The organism is Nocardioides sp. WG-D5 (assembly GCF_054031175.1).
In genome coordinates this window covers 4,658,253-4,675,939 of the sequence record NZ_CM132928.1, presented here as the reverse complement: position 1 = coordinate 4,675,939, position 17,687 = coordinate 4,658,253, and the positions used below count along the sequence as shown (strand labels likewise).

Here is a 17,687-nt window from a genome sequence, read left to right as displayed (position 1 = left end):
ATGCGGGTACGGAGACGGACCTCCGCAGCGCTGACAGCGCTATCACTGGCGACGGTGATGTTGACGGCATGCGGCACCGGCGGCCTGGGCGCCGGCGGGACGAGCGCGGGCGAGCACAGCATCACGGTGCTGATGGTCAACAACCCCCAGATGCTCGAGCTCCAGGAGCTCACCGCGGAGCACTTCACCGAGAAGACCGGGATCGAGGTGAACTTCGTGGTCAAGGTCGAGCAGGACATGCGCGACACCGCGAGCACCGAGTTCGCCAACCAGTCCGGGATCTATGACGTGGCGACGCTGTCCAACTTCGAGATCCCCTACTACGCCAAGGCCGGCTGGATCTCGGACATGGAGAGCATCGCGAACGACCCCGAGTTCGACCAGGACGACATCCTGCCGCCGATGACCGAGGCCCTCTCGGCCAACGGCAAGGTCTACGGCCAGCCGTTCTACGGCGAGTCCTCGTTCCTGATGTACCGCAAGGATCTCTTCGAGAAGCACGGCATCGAGATGCCGGCCGAGCCGACCTGGGACCAGGTCGCCGACTTCGCCGCCCGGATCGACGAGGCCGAGCCCGACATGCGTGGCATCTGCCTGCGCGGCCTGGCCGGCTGGGGCGACAACCTCGCCTCGATCACGACCGTGGTCAACACGATGGGCGGCACCTGGTTCGACGAGGACTGGAACGCCCAGGTCAACAAGGGCGGCTTCAAGAAGGCGGCCAACTTCTACGTCGACCTGGTCCGCGAGCACGGCGAGGCGGGTGCCGCGACCTTCAGCTTCCCGCAGTGCCTCAACGCCATGCAGCAGGGCAAGGTCGCGATGTGGTACGACGCCACCTCCGGCGCCGGGTCGCTGGAAGCGGGCGAGTCGCCGGTCAAGGGCAAGGTCGGCTACGTCGCCGCCCCGCACGACCAGACCCAGAACGCCGGCTGGCTCTACACCTGGGCCTGGGCGATCCAGAAGGCCTCGCGCCACCAGGAGGACGCCAAGGAGTTCGTCGCCTGGGCCTCCAGCAAGGAGTACGAGGAGCTCGTGATGGCCGACACCGAGCACGACACCGGCGGGCCGACCAACGTCCCCGCGGGCAAGCGGGCCTCGACCTACGAGAACCCCGAGTACCTCGAGGTGGCCGGCTCCTTCGCCACCCCGACCATGAACGCGATCAAGAACGCCCAGGCCGACAACCCCGGCGTCCAGAAGCGGCCCTACAACGGCATCCAGTTCGTCGGGGTCCCGAGCTTCACCGACTTCGGCACCGAGTGCGCCAAGCAGCTCTCCAGCGCGATCTCGGGCTCGAAGACCACCGACGCGGCGCTCGACCGCTGTCAGTCGCTCGCCCAGGAGTACGGCGACGTCCAGAAGGAGAAGCAGTGATGGCCTCCGTGACCGCACCTCTACCCACGACAGTGGAGCCGACGGCGACCCGGCCGCCCGCGGCGTACAGGAAATGGGGCCGGGAGTCGTGGAAGCTGCGCGCGCCGCTGCTGCCCGCGCTGGTCTTCCTGATCGTGGTGACGCAGCTGCCGTTCGTGGCGACGCTGGTGATGTCGTTCATGAGCTGGAGCGCCCAGCCCGACGCGCCGGGGCGCAGCTTCGCCGGCCTCGACAACTTCAAGACCGTGTTCACGACGCCGGCCTACCGGACGGCGGTTCTCAACACGATCGAGATGACCGTGGTCGTCGTCGGGGTCAGCGCCCTGCTGGCCCTCGGGATCGCACTGCTGCTCAACCACGCGTTCATCGGCCGCGGCTTCGTACGCACGATGATGATCGCACCGTTCCTGATCGTGCCGATCGCGGCCGCGGTCTTCTGGGGCAACGGCATCCTGATGACCGGCTTCGGTCTGGTCGACGGCGTGCTGGGGCAGCTCGGGGTGCCCGGCGCCCAGGACATCGCGTTCCTGACCGACCATCCCAAGCTCGCCATCGAGATCGAGCTGATCTGGCAGTGGACGCCGTTCATGATGCTGATCCTGCTCGCCGGCCTGCAGTCGCAGGATCCCGAGGTGCTGGAGGCGGCGAGCATCGACGGCTGCAACGGCTGGCAGACGTTCGTGCACATGACGCTCCCCCACGTACGCCGCTATCTCGAGCTCTCGATCGTGCTCGGCACGATCTTCATCGTCCAGAACTTCGACTCGGTCCTGGGCATGACCGGCGGGCTGAACTCCACCAACATCCCGTTCGCCGTGTACGAGACGTTCTACTCCGCCAAGGACTACGGGGTCGCCTCAGCGCTGGGCGTCGTCGTGGTCATCGGCTCCCTAATCATCGCGACCTTCGCGCTCCGCGTCGTGTCGTCCCTGCTGACCGACGAGGAGGCTGCCCGATGAACACCTGGAACCGGCAACGGGTGGCGAAGATCGCCATCCCGATCGCAGCATGGCTGGTCGGCATCATCTTCGTGATCCCGATCCTCTACATGGTCCTGACCTCGCTGCACGCACCGCAGGACGCCCAGACCTACCCGCCCAGCTGGGGTGCCCCGCTGACGCTGGACAACTACAGCGGCCTGTTCACCTCGGCGAACCCGATCACCCCGGCGCTGATCAACTCGGTGATCACCAGCGTGATCTCGACGCTGCTCGTGCTCGCCCTGGCCATCCCCGCCGCGTACTCCCTCTCGATCCGGCCGGTGAAGAAGTGGTCGGACGCGATGTTCTTCTTCCTGTCGACGAAGATGCTGCCGATGGTCGCGGGGATCCTGCCGATCTACCTGTTCACGACCCAGGTGATCAAGATGCCCGACAACGTGATCATCCTGATCCTGCTCTACACCGCCATGAACCTGCCGATCGCGGTCTGGATGATGCGCTCGTTCCTGGCCGAGGTGCCGCCCGCGATCATCGAGGCGGCCTCGATCGACGGCGCCAGCACGTTCCGGATCCTGACTCGCATCGTCGCGCCGATCTCGATGCCGGGTGTCGCGGCCACGTCGCTGATCTGCTTCATCTTCGCCTGGAACGAGCAGCTCTACGCCAAGGTGCTGACCTCGGTCGCCGCACAGACGGGTCCGGTCTTCGTGAACACGCTGATCCAGACCGAGCACGCCTACCTCGCCGAGCTGGCCGCCGGGGCGACGCTGATCTCGCTGCCCGTGCTCATCGCCGGCTTCGCCGCCCAGGACAAGTTGGTCCAGGGCCTCTCCCTCGGGGCGGTCAAATGACCTACGCACCACTCACGTCAGCTCGGCTCGGCGAGCTGTCTGCGGCCATCGCCGTCCCCGCCTACGACCGCTCCGCCGTCACCCCCGGGATCGTGCATCTCGGGGTCGGCGGCTTCCACCGCGCCCACCAGGCGCGGTATGTCGACGACCTGCTCGCCTCGGGCATCACCGACTGGGGCATCGTCGGGGTGGGGCTGATGCCCCAGGACGTACGCATGCGGGATGCTCTCGCCGCGCAGGACCATCTCTACACGCTCGTCGAGCGTGCCCCGGACGGCGGCGTGCACGGGCGGGTGATCGGCTCGATCATCGACTACCTCTTCGCCCCCGACTCCCCCGAGGACGTGCTGGCACTGCTCACCGACCCGCGGATCCGGATCGTGTCGCTGACCATCACCGAGGGCGGCTACCACGTCAACCAGGCGACCGGCGGCTTCGACGCCTCCGACCCCGACATCCAGGCGGACCTGGAGCCGGGGGCGGTGCCGTCGACGGCCTTCGGGTACGTCGTGGAGGCGCTGGCTCGACGACGGGCCGCGGGCGTGGCGCCGTTCACGGTGATGTCGTGCGACAACATCGCCGGCAACGGCGACGTCGCCCGGGGGATGATGTCGGCGTTCGCCTCCCTGCGCGACCCGGACTTGGGAGCCTGGATCGCCTCCGACGTCGCCTTCCCGAGCTCGATGGTGGACCGGATCACCCCGGCCACCACGGACACCGACCTCGAAGAGGTGGGCTGGCGCTTCGGGATCGAGGACGCCTGGCCGGTGGTCAGCGAGCCGTTCTCGCAGTGGGTGCTCGAAGACCACTTCCCACAGGGACGGCCGCCGTTCGAGCTGGCCGGGGTCGAGATGGTGCCCGACGTCGAGCCCTACGAGCTGATGAAGCTGCGACTCCTCAACGCCAGCCACCAGGCGCTGTGCTACCTCGGCTACCTCTCCGGCTACCGCTACGCCCACGAGGTCTGCGCCGACCCGCTCTTCGTCGACTTCCTGCTGGGCTACATGACCCAGGAGGGAACCCCGACGCTGCCGCAGGTGCCCGGGGTGGACCTGGACGGCTACCGGCGCGAGCTCATCTCCCGCTTCGCCAACCCCCACATCCGCGACACCCTGGCCCGGCTGTGCGCGGAGAGCTCCGACCGGATCCCGAAGTGGCTCGTACCCGTCATCTCGGCGCAGCTCGCCTCCGGAGGCTCGGTGCGCCGTTCGGCGCTCGTCGTCGCCTCCTGGGCCCGCTACGCCGAGGGCGTCGACGAGCAGGGCGCGCCGATCGACATCGTCGACCGGCGCCGGGCCGAGGTGATGGCCCGGGCGATCGCCCAGCGCGACGACCCGCTCGCCTTCCTCCGCGACCCCGACCTCTTCGGCGACCTCGTCGACTCCCCCGAGTTCACCGAGCCGTACGCCGAGGCCCTGGCGTCCCTGCACGCCATCGGGGCACGTAAGACCCTCGAGAGCTGGGAGGGCTGAGAGCGCGCTCGGAGACAGCACGACGCCCCGGTGACCACGAGGGGGGTCACCGGGGCGTCGTGGTCTGTCAGCTGTCCTGGGTCGGCGTGGTGTCGCGGCTGGCGCCACCACGGGTGCGGGTCACGACCTTCGGCGCCGGGGTGGACGCGGTGCCGTTGCTGACGACCGGCGCCTCGTGCTTGGTCGCGGTCATCACCGCGCCCTCGCCCGTGCTCACCACCTCGCGGCGGGCGCCGCGGCGCTGCCGGGTGACCACCTTCGGCTTGGAGTCGACCGGCTCGGCCGCGACCGGCGCGGCGACGGCGGGCTCGGTGGTCTCGGGCTCGGTGGTCTCGGGCTCGGTGGTCTCCGGCTCGGTCGCCTCGGGCTCAGCCGCCTCGGGCTCGGCCGGCGGGGCCACCGGGGCGGGCTTCTCCGCGGCCGGCTTCGGCTCGGAGGTCGAGCTCCCGACGACCGCGGCCAGGACCGGACGGCCGGTCGTGGCGGCACGACGGGTGCGGGTGCGGGTGGTGACCTTCGGAGCCTCCGGCTCGGCGGGTGCAGCCGCGGGCGCCTCGGCGACCGGCTCGGCGGGGGTCTCGGCCTCGACCGGCTCGGGCGCCGGGGTCGACGCCTTGGACCGGCGCGAACGCGTACGCGTCGTCACCTTCGGTGCCTCGACCTGCTCGGGAGCGGTCTCGACGGGCTGGACGTTCTCGGCCGGCTCGGTGGACTCGGCCACCGTGGGCTCCTCGGTGGTCACAGCCTTCGACCGGCGAGAGCGCGTGCGGGTCGTGACCTTCGGGGCCTCGGCGGTCTCGGGCTCGCTCGGAACCGTCTCCGCGGGGGTCTCGACGGACTCGGCCACCGCGGCCGGCTCGTCGACCTTCTCCGTCTGTCCGGCCATCGCGGCGAACTCGGCCGGGGACGGCGTCCTGGCGGACTCCTCGACGGGCTCGGTGCGCTGCTCGCCACCGATCTCGTCGCGGCCCTTGCCGCGGCCGCCGCGACCGCCACGACGACGCGAGCGCGGCTCGTCGGGGGCGACACCGGAGGACTTGCCGGGCTCGACCGGGTGCTCGTGGATCACCAGACCGCGGCCGCCGCAGGCGTCGCAGTTCTCCGAGAACGCCTCGAGCAGGCCGGTGCCGATCCGCTTACGCGTCATCTGCACCAGACCCAGCGAGGTGACCTCGGCGACCTGGTGACGGGTGCGGTCACGGCCCAGGCACTCGACCAGGCGACGGAGCACCAGGTCACGGTTGGACTCGAGGACCATGTCGATGAAGTCGACGACGATGATGCCGCCGATGTCGCGCAGCCGGAGTTGGCGCACGATCTCCTCGGCCGCCTCGAGGTTGTTCTTGGTGACCGTCTCCTCCAGGTTGCCGCCGGAGCCGGTGAACTTGCCGGTGTTGACGTCGACGACGGTCATCGCCTCGGTGCGGTCGATGATCAGCGAGCCGCCGGAGGGCAGCCAGACCTTGCGGTCCAGGCCCTTGGCGATCTGCTCGTCGATCCGGTACGCAGCGAAGGCGTCGGCCTCGCCGTCGTACTTCTCCACGCGCTCCTCGAGGTCGGGGGCCACCGACTGGACGTAGTCCTTGACGGTCTCCCACGACGAGTCGCCGGAGATGACCAGCTTGGCGAAGTCCTCGGTGAACAGGTCGCGGACGACCTTCAGGGTCAGGTCGGGCTCGCCGTAGAGCAGCTGCGGGGCGTTGCCGCCCGCACGCTTCTCGATGTCCTCCCAGCGGGCCTTGAGCCGCTCGACGTCGCGGGTCAGCTCCTCCTCGGCGGCGCCCTCCGCGGCGGTGCGTACGATCACGCCGGCCGTGTCGGGGACGATCTCCTTCAGGAGGGTCTTGAGGCGGTTGCGCTCGGTGTCGGGGAGCTTGCGGGAGATGCCGGAGGTGGTGCCGTCGGGCACGTAGACCAGGAATCGGCCGGCCAGCGAGATCTGCGAGGTCAGGCGGGCGCCCTTGTGGCCGATCGGGTCCTTCGTCACCTGGACGAGCACCTTCTGGCCCGAGGTCAGCACCGACTCGATCTTGCGGGGCTGGCCCTCCTTCCAGCCGAGCGAGGCCCAGTTGACCTCACCGGCGTAGAGGACCGCGTTGCGGCCCTTGCCGATGTCGATGAACGCGGCCTCCATCGAGGGGAGCACGTTCTGGACGCGGCCGAGGTAGACGTTGCCGATCAGGCTGGTCTGGCTCTCGCGGGCGACGTAGTGCTCCACGAGGACCTTGTCCTCGAGCACCGCGATCTGGGTGAGGTCCTCGCGCTCGCGGATCACCATGACGCGCTCGACGGACTCGCGGCGGGCCAGGAACTCGGCCTCGCTCACGATCGGGGCGCGACGGCGACCGGCCTCGCGGCCCTCGCGGCGGCGCTGCTTCTTGGCCTCCAGGCGGGTCGAGCCCGACAGCGCGGTGATCTGGTCCTCGCCGGTGCGGCTCTGGCGGACCTTGGTGACGGTGTTCTCCGGGTCGTCGCCGGCCTCGCCCGAGGCCTCGCCGGCACGGCGGCGACGACGGCGACGGCGCGAGGAGCTGCCGCCCTCGCCCTGCTGGTCGGCGTCGGCGTCCTTCTCGTCGCTCTCGCCCTCGGAGTCGTCGGACCCCTCGGCGTCGGTCGTGTCGGAGCCCTCGGCGTCGCCGTTGGCACCCTTGCGGCGACGACGGCCGCCACGGCGGCGACGACGACGGCCGTTGCCGCCACCCTCGCCGTCGTCGGCCGAGCTCTCGTCGGAGTCGGTCTCGGACTCGGCGTCGGTGACCTCAGCCTCGACCTCGGTCGGCTCCTCCTCGGCGGCCGTCTCCTCGGCCGGCTCGGCGCGGCGCGCGTTGCGCCTGCGGCCCCGGGCGGGAGCCTCCTCGGCAGCCGGCTCCACGACCGGCTCGGCGGCGGGCGCCACCTCCTCGGCGGGCGTCTCGACGGCGGCCTCGGCGGGCTCCTCGACGGGCTTCGGCTCGGCGGCCTTCCGCGTACGCCGACGGGTGGTCGTCTTGGTCGGCGCCTGGAACAGCACCGCGGGGGCCACCGGGCCGGCCTGCTCGGTCTCGGTCTCCTCGACGTCCTCGTCGGCGACCTCGTCGGCCACCTCTTCGGCGGGGGCCTCGACGGGCTCGACGACCGGGGCGACGGCCTTCTTGGCGGCCGCCTTCTTCGTCGTCCGCTTGGCAGCGGTCTTCTTCGCCGCCGTCTTCTTCGCCGGGACCTCGACGGTCTCGGCGGCTTCGGTGGTCTCGGTGGTCTCGGTGGGGGCCTCGGCGGCCTCACCCTCCGGCGCAGCGGGGATCTCGGTGGTCTCGACCTCGGCCGGCGCCGCAGCGGCAGCCTTCTTGGTCGTACGCTTCCGGGTCGTCTTCTTCGCGCCCGTCTTCTTGGCGGGGGCCTCGGCGGCCTCACCCGTCTCGGCGGACTCCTCGGCGGGGGCCTCGGTGCCCTCCGTCGGGGCCGCAACAGCCTTCTTGGTCGTACGCTTGCGCGTGGTCTTCTTCGCCGCGGTCTTCTTCGCGGGAGCGGATTCCGCGGTGGTCTCCGCGTCGTTCGTGTCGGTCACCGGGGTCTGCGGCGTTTCAGCGCCGTTCTCGGTGTTCTCGACAGTGGTCTCGTCGGCCATGCCGTTCTCCTCATCCAGGACCTTCACAGGTGCCGGATAGTCAGGTGCCGGGAAACGGGCGCTGCGCAGTATCGAGCTATTTTCCACGTAGCAGCCGCGTCGCGGCGCAAAGCTTGTCAGGGCGGCGGCATCCTCCGCAGTGGTGCGTCACAGGCTGCGGTTCGTCACCTGCCGCGGTCGCTCGGCCGTCCGGGACCTTCCCGGGCGAGTCGCTCTCACTGACCTGCTAGGCCTGCGTCGCGGTCTGGTGACGACCTACCTCCTGTGTGCCGGAGCGAGGCCCCGGAGGGACCCACGCCGGCGAGGCGTCGTCGGACTGTCCATTCCTCGGGTCGGGCCCGATTGTTTGAGCAGTCGTCTCGGAGTATCGCATACACCCTGTCAACAGACCGATATCCGGACGCCAACGAAACTCAGGGAAGGGTCGCTTCTTTCATCTGGCGCGACTTGTAGACGTTCACGATCACGACCCCGTCGAGCCACTCGGTGAGCCGCGCGGCCTCGGTCGCCAGCGCCGCCCGCCCGGCGGCGCCGATGTCGTGGCGCACGATCGGGTGCACCCGGCCGTCGTCGTCCTGCGCCCAGGCGCCCACGATCCGGCCGTCCCACCAGGCGGTGTTGCCGGCGTTGCCGTTGGAGTCGAAGAGGTACGCCACGTCCTCCGCGTCGAGATAGAACCCGCGTTCCCTCCAGCCCATGACGGTGGGGTCGAGGGTGGGCAGCAGAGCGGCCCAGGGCTCGATCTCGGGCTCGGGAGAGGTGGCGATCGGGTCGTCCGGCAGCACCCAGCCGGTGCCGCCGCTCTCCAGCCCGACCTCGACGGCCTCCACCGCGGCGAGCGCCGCTCGCACCGCCGACTTCGTGGACCCGAGCCACCAGACCAGGTCGGCCTCGGTGCCGGGACCGAACGTCCACAGCCAGCGGCGGACGAGCTCGGCGTAGCCATCCGCCGGGGCGAGCGGGACCGGCATCGCGTCGAGCCACGACTCGGTGAGCGTCCATGTCGGCTTGTTCAGCCGCCAGTGGCCGAGGTTGGTCGCCCGCATCAGCCGCCCCTGCGCGGCGAGGGTGCCGATCACCCACCGCCCGATCGCGAACTCGCCGCCCCACTTCTTGCCGGGAGCGCCCATCCGGAAGCGGACGTCGAGCTCCGGGACCAGCTCGCGCAGCTGCGTCGTGGTCCGCGGCTCACCGTCGGCCAAGGCCGCGAGCGTCGCTGCGTACGCCTTCTCGATCCAGCCGTCCTGGTCCTCGACGATGCCGCCCGCGGTCAGCCATTTGTGGAGGTTCTTCTCCTCCTGGGCGGCGACCCGGGCCGACGCGCTCCCCCACGCAGCCGCGACCAGGTCGCGCGGGAAGGCGAAGAGGGTGCGCCGCATCGCCAGCTGCTTGACCAGCGACCGCTCCTCGTAGAGCGCCCGCTCGACGTCCTCGACCCGGAGGTCGCGGACCCGCGCGCGCAGTGCGAGATGGACCGTCGCCGCCTCGGTCGCGTGCCAGACGGTCATCGCCTGCGTCGCGGCGGCCATGTCGGCGTACCGGTGGTCGGGGGCGAGCCCGTGTCGCCGGCCCAGCCTCGCCCGCCGCTCGCGGTCGGTGACCATTCTCATCGGCAGCGCCTCACCACTCGAACACTAGTGCAGCGGGTCGCCGATCGTGCCGGATTCCTCGTCGAAGATGCCCTGGGTGAGCCGGGTGAGCAGCGGCAGCCCGCCGTGCTCGGGGCCGACCTTCAGCCCGCCGATGCGCTCCAGTCCGGTGACGACGTCGTCGGGACGTACGGAGGGGGTGCCGTGCTTGAGCAGCAACTCCAGGCGCGAGCCGCCCTCGCGGGGCGCCGAGCTGAGACGTACGACCGCGCCTCGGGCGTCGAACTCGCGCATCCCCTTCTTGGTCATCCGCTCCACGATGACCTCCTCGGCGCCGAGGAACGCCGCGACCGCCGCGGCCGCGTCCTCCGGCGCCGTCGGCAGGTCGATGATCCATTCGCTGCCGGTGAGCAGGTCGGCGAGCGCGCCCTTGGGCGAGGTGGCGGTGTCGACGACGTCGAGCAGGTCGAGGCCGTCGGGCATGACCTCGTCCAGGGCACCCTTGGTCGCGGCCGGGTCGACGATCTCGCGCAGCGCGAGCTCGACGTACTCGGCCTCGCTCGCGGCCCCCGTCGGAGCCGCGCCGGCGTAGGAGATCCGCGGGTGCGGGTTGAAGCCCGAGGAGTAGGCCACCGGGATCCGGGCCCGTGCGACCGCGCGCTCGAAGGCGCGGCTGAAGTCGCGGTGGCTGGTGAACCGGAGCCTGCCGCGCTTGGCGTAGCGGATGCGGAGACGCTGGACCGGCGGGGCCTGCTGTTCGGGCTGTTGACGCACGGAGTCGATTATGTCGGTCCTCGGGGGCGATCACCCACCCGGCGAATGGGGGACGAACTGGATGTAACGGTTTGCATACGAAAAATGGGAGACTCGCGCGGTGAGCCACCACAGACGACGAACGATCTCGGTACGCCTCGAGGAGCTGTTGCCGATCCTCGCGGTCGTTCTCACCGTCGGTGCCATCGCCGCCCTGACCGTCCTCGCGCCCCGGCTGGGCGACGCGCGACAGGCCTCCGCGGACGCCTCCTCGTCGCCGAGCGCCGAGACCCTCGAGGCCTCTCCGTCGGCCCCGGCGTCGGCCTCGGCGTCGTCGGAGCCGCTGCCGAAGTTCACGACGCTGGAGGCGCCTCCGGCGATCGCCAAGGCCCCGAAGAAGCCGAAGATCGACCCCTGCGCCGTCCCGCGCAAGCTGACCGTGATGACCTTCAACATCAAGGGCGGCCGGGTCTCCCCCGGTGAGCTCGACGGGATCGCCGGCGTGATCCGCGGGTCGGGCGCCGACGTCGTACTCCTCCAGGAGGTCGACCGGAACCGCCGCCGCTCGGGCAACGTCGACCAGCCCGCGATCATCGCCTCCCACCTGGGGATGCAGGCGGTCTTCGGCGCCAACGACTACATCACCGACCGCGGCGGCTACGGCAACGCGATCCTGTCGCGCTTCCCCATCGCGGAGTCCGGCAACACCCACCTGCCCAACAGCGACGGCAAGGAGCAGCGCGGGGTGCTGCGGGCCAACATCATCATCGAGGGCCAGCGCCTGGTCGTCTTCAACACCCATCTCGACCACACCTCCGACTCGCTGCGGCAGGCGCAGATCGGTGCGGTCATGTCCAGGGTGAACGCCTACGACGGCGCCAAGCTTCTCGGCGGCGACCTCAACGCCAGCTCCGGCTCCGGCGTCCTCGGCACCGCCCTGGCCTCGTTGACCGACGCCGGCGCCTCGTTGGGTGCCAGCCACGACGGCGGCGGCCGCGTCGACTACCTCCTCCCCAACTCCTGGCTCGAGGCCGGCGCCGGCAGGGTCACCCCCACCGGCCTCTCCGACCACCACGCGGTCAGCATCGACTTCGCCATGCGTGGCGCCGAGGACTGCTGAGTCAGTAGCGCTCGACCGACACGGCCCTCGCGGGCGGCTCGTACGCCTCCGGCCAGAAGTCCGTCACCCGCGTGATCCGCCCTGCGCCGATCTCGAGAAACGTCTGCGACTCGCCCGATTCGTCGCCCATCGTCCAGTCGAACCAGACCACGGCACGCTCGTCGTCGGCGATCACCACCTTCGGGGTGAGGTGCCACTCCCCGGGGTAGGTCTGGTTGAACTCGAGGAACGACGCGCGCCCGACGATCAGCTCGCGGGTCTGCGGCATGTCGTAGACGACGCCCTCGTCCAGCAGAGCCACCCAGGCATCCCAGTCCCTCCCCTCGAGGAGCTCGAGATACCGGCGTCCCAGCGCGTTGTTGTCCGTCATGGCCGCAAACTATCGGTGGCCGAGTGCCCGCGTGGGACACTTCCGGCCGTGATCGAGCTGCGCCCTGCCACTGTTGCCGACGTACCCGCTCTCATGGCCTTGTGGGAGGTGGCTGCCGAGAACGACGCGCGCCCGACCGACTCCCCCGCGAAGATCGAGGCGCTGATCGCGCGCGACCCCGACGCCTGCGCGGTCGCAGTGACCCCGGACGGCCGGATCGTCGGCTCCCTGATCTCCGGCTGGGACGGCTGGCGCGCCCATCTCTACCGCCTGGCGGTCCACCCCGACGTACGCCGCCAGGGGCTCGCCCGCCGTCTGCTGGCCCACGCCGAGGACCGCCTCGTGGCCCTGGGCGCGAGCCGGATCGACGCGATGGTCCTGGAGGGCAACGACCTGGGGCAGTCGCTGTGGAAGAGCTCGGGCTACGAGGCGCAGTCGGAGTGGCGGCGCTGGGTCCGCCCCGTGGGCTGACCGGTAATCAGTCGCCCGGATCGCGCGGCCGGTCTACCGTCGGCGAGTGGACTTCCTGACCCCCGAAGACCTTCCCGCCCCCGCCGGCTACAGCCACGCGGTGATCACCGACCCCGGCGCCCGGCTGGTCGTCACCTCGGGACAGGTCGGCATCACCGCCGACGGCACCGTGGCCGACGGCTGGGAGGCGCAGACCCGGCAGACCTTCGTGAACCTCGGCATCGCCCTGACCGCCGCCGGCGCGACCTGGGCGGATGTCGTGAAGCTGACCTACTTCGTGGTCGCCACCGACGAGCTGCCGATGATCCGCTCGGTCCGCGACGAGTTCGTCGACGTCACCCACCCGCCCGCCAGCTCGTTGGTGCAGGTCGCAGGCCTGTTCCGCCCCGACGTACTGATCGAGATCGAGGCGACCGCAGCGATCCGCTGAGCGGTCATTCGCCCAGGAGGAAGCTGCCCAGACCGGTTCCGACCATTCGCACTCGCAGTCGCACGTCACCCATGTTGGAAGCTTGCGGACTGATCGGACCGAACGACGACTACGCTCGCCGATGTGGTCCCTCAACCATCATTCGCGGTTCGTCGCGCGGTGGATTCCGATGCCGCCATTCTGCGCGCGATCGCCGTCGAAGCGTACGAGGGCTATCTCCCGCGGATGCGGGATCAACGGCCGGGGCCGATGGATGCCGACTATGACGAGCTTGTGACGTCCGCCGAGGTGTGGGTCGTGACCGACGGAACTGCCGACATCAAGGGATTCGTCGTGCTACTGCCGTCGCCTGACGACTTCGTGCTGGACAACGTCGCGGTCCGCCCCGAGAACCACGGTCAGGGATATGGCCGACACCTGCTCGCGCTCGCCGAGAAGCGAGCGATCGCCGTGGGCGCCAAGGTCATCCGCCTCTACACCCACGAGACGATGGTGGAGAACCAGCGTCTCTACGAGCGCATCGGCTATGTCGAGACGTCCCGGCGCGACGATCGCGGATTCGGTCGCGTCTTCTTCGAGAAGCGGATCGAGCCCTGACCGATCAGACGACGGACAGCGGGAGCAGCTTCTGACCCGTGGGGCCGATCTGGATCTCGGTGTTCATCTCCGGGCAGACGCCGCAGTCGTAGCACGGGGTCCAGCGGCAGTCCTCGACCTCGATGTCCTCGCCGTCGGCTGCGGCGAGGGCGTCCTCCCAGTCGGCCCAGAGCCAGTCCTTGTCGAGGCCAGAGTCGAGGTGGTCCCAGGGAAGGATCTCGTCGTACTCACGCTCGCGGGTGGTGTACCAGTCGAGGTCGACGCCGGTGCCGGCGAGGCCGGTCTCGGCGGCGGCGACCCAGCGGTCGTAGGAGAAGTGCTCCGACCAGCCGTCGAAGCGACCGCCGTCGCGCCAGACCTGCTCGATGATCGCACCCACGCGGCGGTCGCCGCGGGACAGCAGGCCCTCGACGATTCCAGGCTTGCCGTCGTGGTAGCGGAACCCGATCGCGCGGCCGAACTTCTTGTCGGAGCGGACCACGTCGCGCAACTTCTGCAGGCGCTCGTCGGTGGTCTCGTGGTCGAGCTGGGAGGCCCACTGGAAGGGGGTGTGGGGCTTGGGTACGAAGCCACCGATCGACACGGTGCAGCGGATGTCGTTGCGGCCGGAGACCTCGCGGCCCTTCGCGATCACCTTCTTCGCCAGCTCGGCGATCTGCAGGACGTCCTCGTCGGTCTCGGTGGGCAGACCGCACATGAAGTAGAGCTTCACCTGGCGCCAGCCGTGGCTGTAGGCGGCACCGACGGTGCGGATCAGGTCCTCCTCGGTCACCATCTTGTTGATGACCTTCCGCATCCGCTCGGAGCCGCCCTCGGGGGCGAAGGTGAGCCCGGAGCGACGGCCGTTGCGGGAGAACTCGTTGGCCAGGGTGATGTTGAAGGCGTCGACGCGGGTCGAGGGCAGCGAGAGCGACACGTTGGTGCCCTCGTAGCGGTCGGCGAGGCCGGTCGCGACGTCACCGATCTCGGTGTGGTCGGCAGAGGACAGGGACAACAGCCCGACCTCCTCGAAGCCGGACTTCCGGATGCCGTTCTCGACCATGTCGCCGATGGTGGTGATGGAACGCTCGCGCACCGGGCGGGTGATCATCCCGGCCTGGCAGAAGCGGCAGCCGCGGGTGCACCCACGGAAGATCTCCACGGAGAACCGCTCGTGGACGGTCTCGGCCAGGGGCACCAGCGGATTGCGCGGGTAGGGCCACGCGTCGAGGTCCATCAGGGTGTGCTTGCGGACCCGCCACGGGATGTCGGGGCGGTTGGGCACCACGGCCTCGATCTGGCCGTCGGCGGCGTAGTTCACGTCGTAGAACTTCGGGACGTAGACCGCCCCGGACACGGCCAGGCGCCGCAGCAGCTCGTCGCGGCCGCCGGGGCGACCGTCCTGCTTCCACTCGCGCACGACCTCGGAGATCTTGAGCACGACCTCCTCGCCGTCACCGAGCACGGCGGCGTCGAGGAAGTCGGCGATCGGCTCGGGGTTGAACGCGGCGTGGCCGCCGGCGAGCACGATCGGGTCGTCGTCACCACGGTCGACCGCGTGCAACGGGATCTGGGCCAGCGAGAGTGCGTTGAGCATGTTGGTGTAGCCGAGCTCGGTCGAGAAGCTGAGCCCGAAGACGTCGAACGCCTTCACCGGACGGTGCGCGTCGACGGTGAACTGCGGGATCGGACCCTGCTCGTCGCCCTCACGCATGATCTTCTCGAGGTCGGGCCAGACCGCGTAGGTGCGCTCCGCCGCGATCCAGTCGCGCTCGTTGAGCACCTCGTAGAGGATCTGGACACCCTGGTTGGGCAGACCGACCTCGTAGGCGTCGGGGTACATCAGCGCCCACCGCACCTCGACGTCGTTCCACTCCTTGACGGTCGAGTTGAGCTCCCCACCGACGTACTGGATCGGCTTGGACACCAGCGCCAGGCGCGGCTCCAGCCGAGGGAAGACGGACTCAGGAACGAGGTCGCTCTGGGCGACGGTCACGATGGGCACCTCAAAGCTCGGGAACGATCAACCCCAAGCGTACGCCGCACCGCGACCGCCCGGCCAAACCTCGCGTCGTGGGGGCAGAATGCCGGGCATGGCATTGCGTACGTGGGCGGGAGAGTTTGCCGGCGGGACCGTGGTGAAGGCCATGGCCGAGCTCAACGCCCGGCACCCGTGGAGCCACAACGACCACTTCCACAGCTGGATACTCGCGAACCTGCCGGAACGGCGCCGAGCGGCGCTGGACGTCGGCTGCGGGCGGGGTGATCTCGTGGCCGCGCTGTCGCCGAGATTCACCACGGTGCACGGAAACGACCGCGACGAGGAGATGCGGCAGCACGCCGCCGCACGCTGCGCGGGCCTTCCCAACGTGACGATCGACGGCGGCTCCTGGATCGACGCCACCGGGCCGTTCGACCTGGTCACGATGGTCGCCGTCCTGCATCATCTCGACGTCGCCGACGCACTCGCACAGGTGCGCCGCCTCCTCCGGCCGGGCGGACGGTTCCTCGCGGTCGGGCTCGCGCCTCCGCGGAGCGCGGCGGACCACCTGTGGGATCTCGCCTCCGCCGCGACCAACCCGGTGATCGGCTTCGTCAAGCATCCGTGGCCGGCGGCCGAGGCGCCGCCCACTCCGTTCCCCGTCAAGGATCCGACCATGCCACTCGACGAGCTGCGGGAGGTCGTCCTGGAGACCATGCCGGGGGCCACCATCCGGCGTCACCTCGGCTTCCGGCACACGATCGCCTGGACCAAGCCGGCCGTCGAACAGAGATAGCCGTTGGGGCCGCCCCTCCCGGACGGCCCCAACGACGTCGGCGCAGAGCTTCAGCTCAGACCTTCAGCACAGAGCTTCAGCTCAGAACACGGTGGTGAGCAGCAGATTCGGCGAACCGGTGCCCGGGTTGGTGACCACGTCGGGGATGGCGGCACCGGTCAGACCCGTGGCGACGTCGGCCGGGGTGGCCGAGGGGTTCGCCTCGAGGAAGAGCGCGGCGGCACCGGCGACGTGAGGAGTCGCCATCGACGTACCGGAGATGGTGTTGGTCGAGCCGTCGTTCCAGGCCGAGGTGATGTCGACGCCCGGAGCGAACAGGTCGAGGCACTCACCGGTGTTGGAGAAGTCCGCGGCGGCGTCGGCGTTGTCGGTGGCACCGACGGTGATCGCCTCCGGAACGGCGGCCGGCGAGGAACCGCAGGCGTCGGAGCTCTCGTTGCCGGCGGCGACGGCGTAGGTCACGCCGTCGGCGATCGAGGCCTGGACGGCCGCGTCGAGAGCGGCGTCGTTGCCACCACCGAGCGACATGTTGGCGACCGCCGGGCCGTCGGTGTGGTTCTCGGTGACCCACTCGATGCCGGCGACGACACCCTCGGTCGTGCCGGAGCCCTGGTCGTCGAGGACGCGGACCGGAACGATCGTGGCCTCCTTGGCGACGCCGTAGGTGGTGCCCGCGACGGTGCCGGCGACGTGGGTGCCGTGGCCGTTGCCGTCGCTCGGGTCGGTGTCGCCGTCGACGGCGTCGAAGCCCTCACCGATCCGGCCGCTGAACTCCGAGTGGTCGGTCGCGACGCCGGTGTCGATGATGTAGGCGGTCACGCCGGCACCGGTCTGCTCGTAGTGGTAGTTCTTGTCGAGCGGCAGCGCGGCCTGGTCGATGCGGTCGAGGCCCCAGGTCGGGTCCGCCTGGTCGCCCTGGGTGGTGTAGCGGTGGTTAGCCTGCACGTAGGCGACGTCCGGGTTGTCCCGGACCTCGGCGAGCGCGTCCTTGTCGAGCGAGGCGGAGAAGCCGTTGAACGCGGTGTTGTAGACCTCGCGTACGTCGCCACCGGCGTCTCGAGCGTCGCTGCGGACCGACTTGGCCTCGGACCTCGCGAGGTCGCTGCCGCCCTGCTTCTTCATCACGACGATGTACTGGCCCTCGATCGCGGTCGAGGCGTCGGCGCCGCGCAGCGGCGCCGGACCGTCCGCGGCACCGGCCGGCACGGTGAAGGCGATCGCCGAGGCTGCTGCTCCGACAGCCACGGCGGAGATGACTGCCGGCGCCTTGATGGCACGGTTCTTCATGGTTCGGTTCACGAACTGACTCCCGTCATCGTACGGCCCTGTAGGACCGAGACGAACGCCCTGCGCCCT

Annotated in this window: 14 protein-coding genes and 1 pseudogene; 9 read left to right on the top strand and 6 right to left on the bottom strand. The window is 70.1% G+C overall.

Annotation, left to right across the window (positions count from 1 at the left end; genetic code table 11):
- Window positions 1-57: 57 nt before the first annotated feature.
- From ACWZJV_RS22655 to ACWZJV_RS22640, 4 genes are read left to right on the top strand one after another with little or no spacing between them, the layout of a single operon-like run.
- Complete coding sequence (locus ACWZJV_RS22655; protein ID WP_457178839.1) at window positions 58-1,377, top strand: ABC transporter substrate-binding protein; 1,320 nt, start codon at window positions 58-60, stop codon at window positions 1,375-1,377.
- A complete protein-coding gene (locus ACWZJV_RS22650) occupies window positions 1,377-2,336 on the top strand; it encodes a carbohydrate ABC transporter permease (RefSeq protein ID WP_008358506.1) in 960 nt (319 codons plus the stop codon). Before ACWZJV_RS22655 ends, ACWZJV_RS22650 begins: the two co-directional genes overlap by 1 nt.
- Window positions 2,333-3,169, top strand: coding sequence for a carbohydrate ABC transporter permease (locus tag ACWZJV_RS22645; RefSeq protein ID WP_008358508.1), 837 nt, complete (start codon window positions 2,333-2,335; stop codon window positions 3,167-3,169). Before ACWZJV_RS22650 ends, ACWZJV_RS22645 begins: the two co-directional genes overlap by 4 nt.
- Window positions 3,166-4,641, top strand: coding sequence for a mannitol dehydrogenase family protein (locus ACWZJV_RS22640; protein WP_457178836.1), 1,476 nt, complete (start codon window positions 3,166-3,168; stop codon window positions 4,639-4,641). Before ACWZJV_RS22645 ends, ACWZJV_RS22640 begins: the two co-directional genes overlap by 4 nt.
- 970 nt (window positions 4,642-5,611) lie before the next feature.
- Here the strand turns inward: ACWZJV_RS22640 and ACWZJV_RS22635 are convergent.
- The 3 genes and pseudogenes from ACWZJV_RS22635 to ACWZJV_RS22625 form a co-directional block, all read right to left on the bottom strand.
- Window positions 5,612-8,245 (bottom strand): annotated as a pseudogene (locus tag ACWZJV_RS22635) (Rne/Rng family ribonuclease); the annotation flags it as partial.
- A 413-nt stretch (window positions 8,246-8,658) separates the two neighbouring features.
- Complete coding sequence (locus tag ACWZJV_RS22630) at window positions 8,659-9,855, bottom strand: winged helix DNA-binding domain-containing protein (protein WP_457178834.1); 1,197 nt, start codon at window positions 9,853-9,855, stop codon at window positions 8,659-8,661.
- A gap of 24 nt (window positions 9,856-9,879) precedes the next feature.
- Window positions 9,880-10,620, bottom strand: coding sequence for a TIGR03936 family radical SAM-associated protein (locus ACWZJV_RS22625; RefSeq protein WP_374221701.1), 741 nt, complete (start codon window positions 10,618-10,620; stop codon window positions 9,880-9,882).
- Window positions 10,621-10,708: 88 nt separating this feature from the next.
- On the opposite strand from ACWZJV_RS22625, the gene ACWZJV_RS22620 reads away from it, so the two are divergent.
- A complete protein-coding gene (locus tag ACWZJV_RS22620) occupies window positions 10,709-11,707 on the top strand; it encodes an endonuclease/exonuclease/phosphatase family protein (RefSeq protein ID WP_457178832.1) in 999 nt (332 codons plus the stop codon).
- A gap of 1 nt (window position 11,708) precedes the next feature.
- Here ACWZJV_RS22620 and ACWZJV_RS22615 read toward each other — a convergent pair whose 3' ends face one another.
- The gene (locus ACWZJV_RS22615; RefSeq protein ID WP_457178830.1) at window positions 11,709-12,077 is read right to left on the bottom strand and encodes a nuclear transport factor 2 family protein; all 369 of its coding nucleotides are present in this window, start codon (window positions 12,075-12,077) and stop codon (window positions 11,709-11,711) included.
- A 48-nt stretch (window positions 12,078-12,125) separates the two neighbouring features.
- Between ACWZJV_RS22615 and ACWZJV_RS22610 the strand changes: the two genes are divergently transcribed.
- The 3 genes from ACWZJV_RS22610 to ACWZJV_RS22600 all read left to right on the top strand — a co-directional run bounded on the left by ACWZJV_RS22610 (window position 12,126) and on the right by ACWZJV_RS22600 (window position 13,575).
- Window positions 12,126-12,548, top strand: coding sequence for a GNAT family N-acetyltransferase (locus ACWZJV_RS22610; RefSeq protein ID WP_457178828.1), 423 nt, complete (start codon window positions 12,126-12,128; stop codon window positions 12,546-12,548).
- A 46-nt stretch (window positions 12,549-12,594) separates the two neighbouring features.
- Window positions 12,595-12,978 carry a RidA family protein gene (locus ACWZJV_RS22605; protein ID WP_457178826.1) on the top strand — a complete coding sequence of 128 codons (384 nt, stop codon included), beginning with the start codon at window positions 12,595-12,597 and terminating at the stop codon, window positions 12,976-12,978.
- Between the two features lie 225 nt (window positions 12,979-13,203).
- On the top strand, window positions 13,204-13,575 hold the full coding sequence (locus tag ACWZJV_RS22600) for a GNAT family N-acetyltransferase (RefSeq protein ID WP_457181976.1): 372 nt from the start codon (window positions 13,204-13,206) through the stop codon (window positions 13,573-13,575).
- Window positions 13,576-13,579: 4 nt separating this feature from the next.
- Here the strand turns inward: ACWZJV_RS22600 and ACWZJV_RS22595 are convergent, their stop codons facing one another.
- Window positions 13,580-15,550 (bottom strand): TIGR03960 family B12-binding radical SAM protein, encoded by a 1,971-nt coding sequence (locus ACWZJV_RS22595; protein ID WP_008358531.1) that lies wholly within the window; start codon window positions 15,548-15,550, stop codon window positions 13,580-13,582.
- 97 nt (window positions 15,551-15,647) lie between these two features.
- On the opposite strand from ACWZJV_RS22595, the gene ACWZJV_RS22590 reads away from it, so the two are divergent.
- Window positions 15,648-16,331 (top strand): class I SAM-dependent methyltransferase, encoded by a 684-nt coding sequence (locus ACWZJV_RS22590; RefSeq protein WP_457178824.1) that lies wholly within the window; start codon window positions 15,648-15,650, stop codon window positions 16,329-16,331.
- Between the two features lie 81 nt (window positions 16,332-16,412).
- Here ACWZJV_RS22590 and ACWZJV_RS22585 read toward each other — a convergent pair whose 3' ends face one another.
- Window positions 16,413-17,630, bottom strand: coding sequence for a S8 family peptidase (locus ACWZJV_RS22585; RefSeq protein ID WP_457178822.1), 1,218 nt, complete (start codon window positions 17,628-17,630; stop codon window positions 16,413-16,415).
- Window positions 17,631-17,687: the final 57 nt, after the last annotated feature.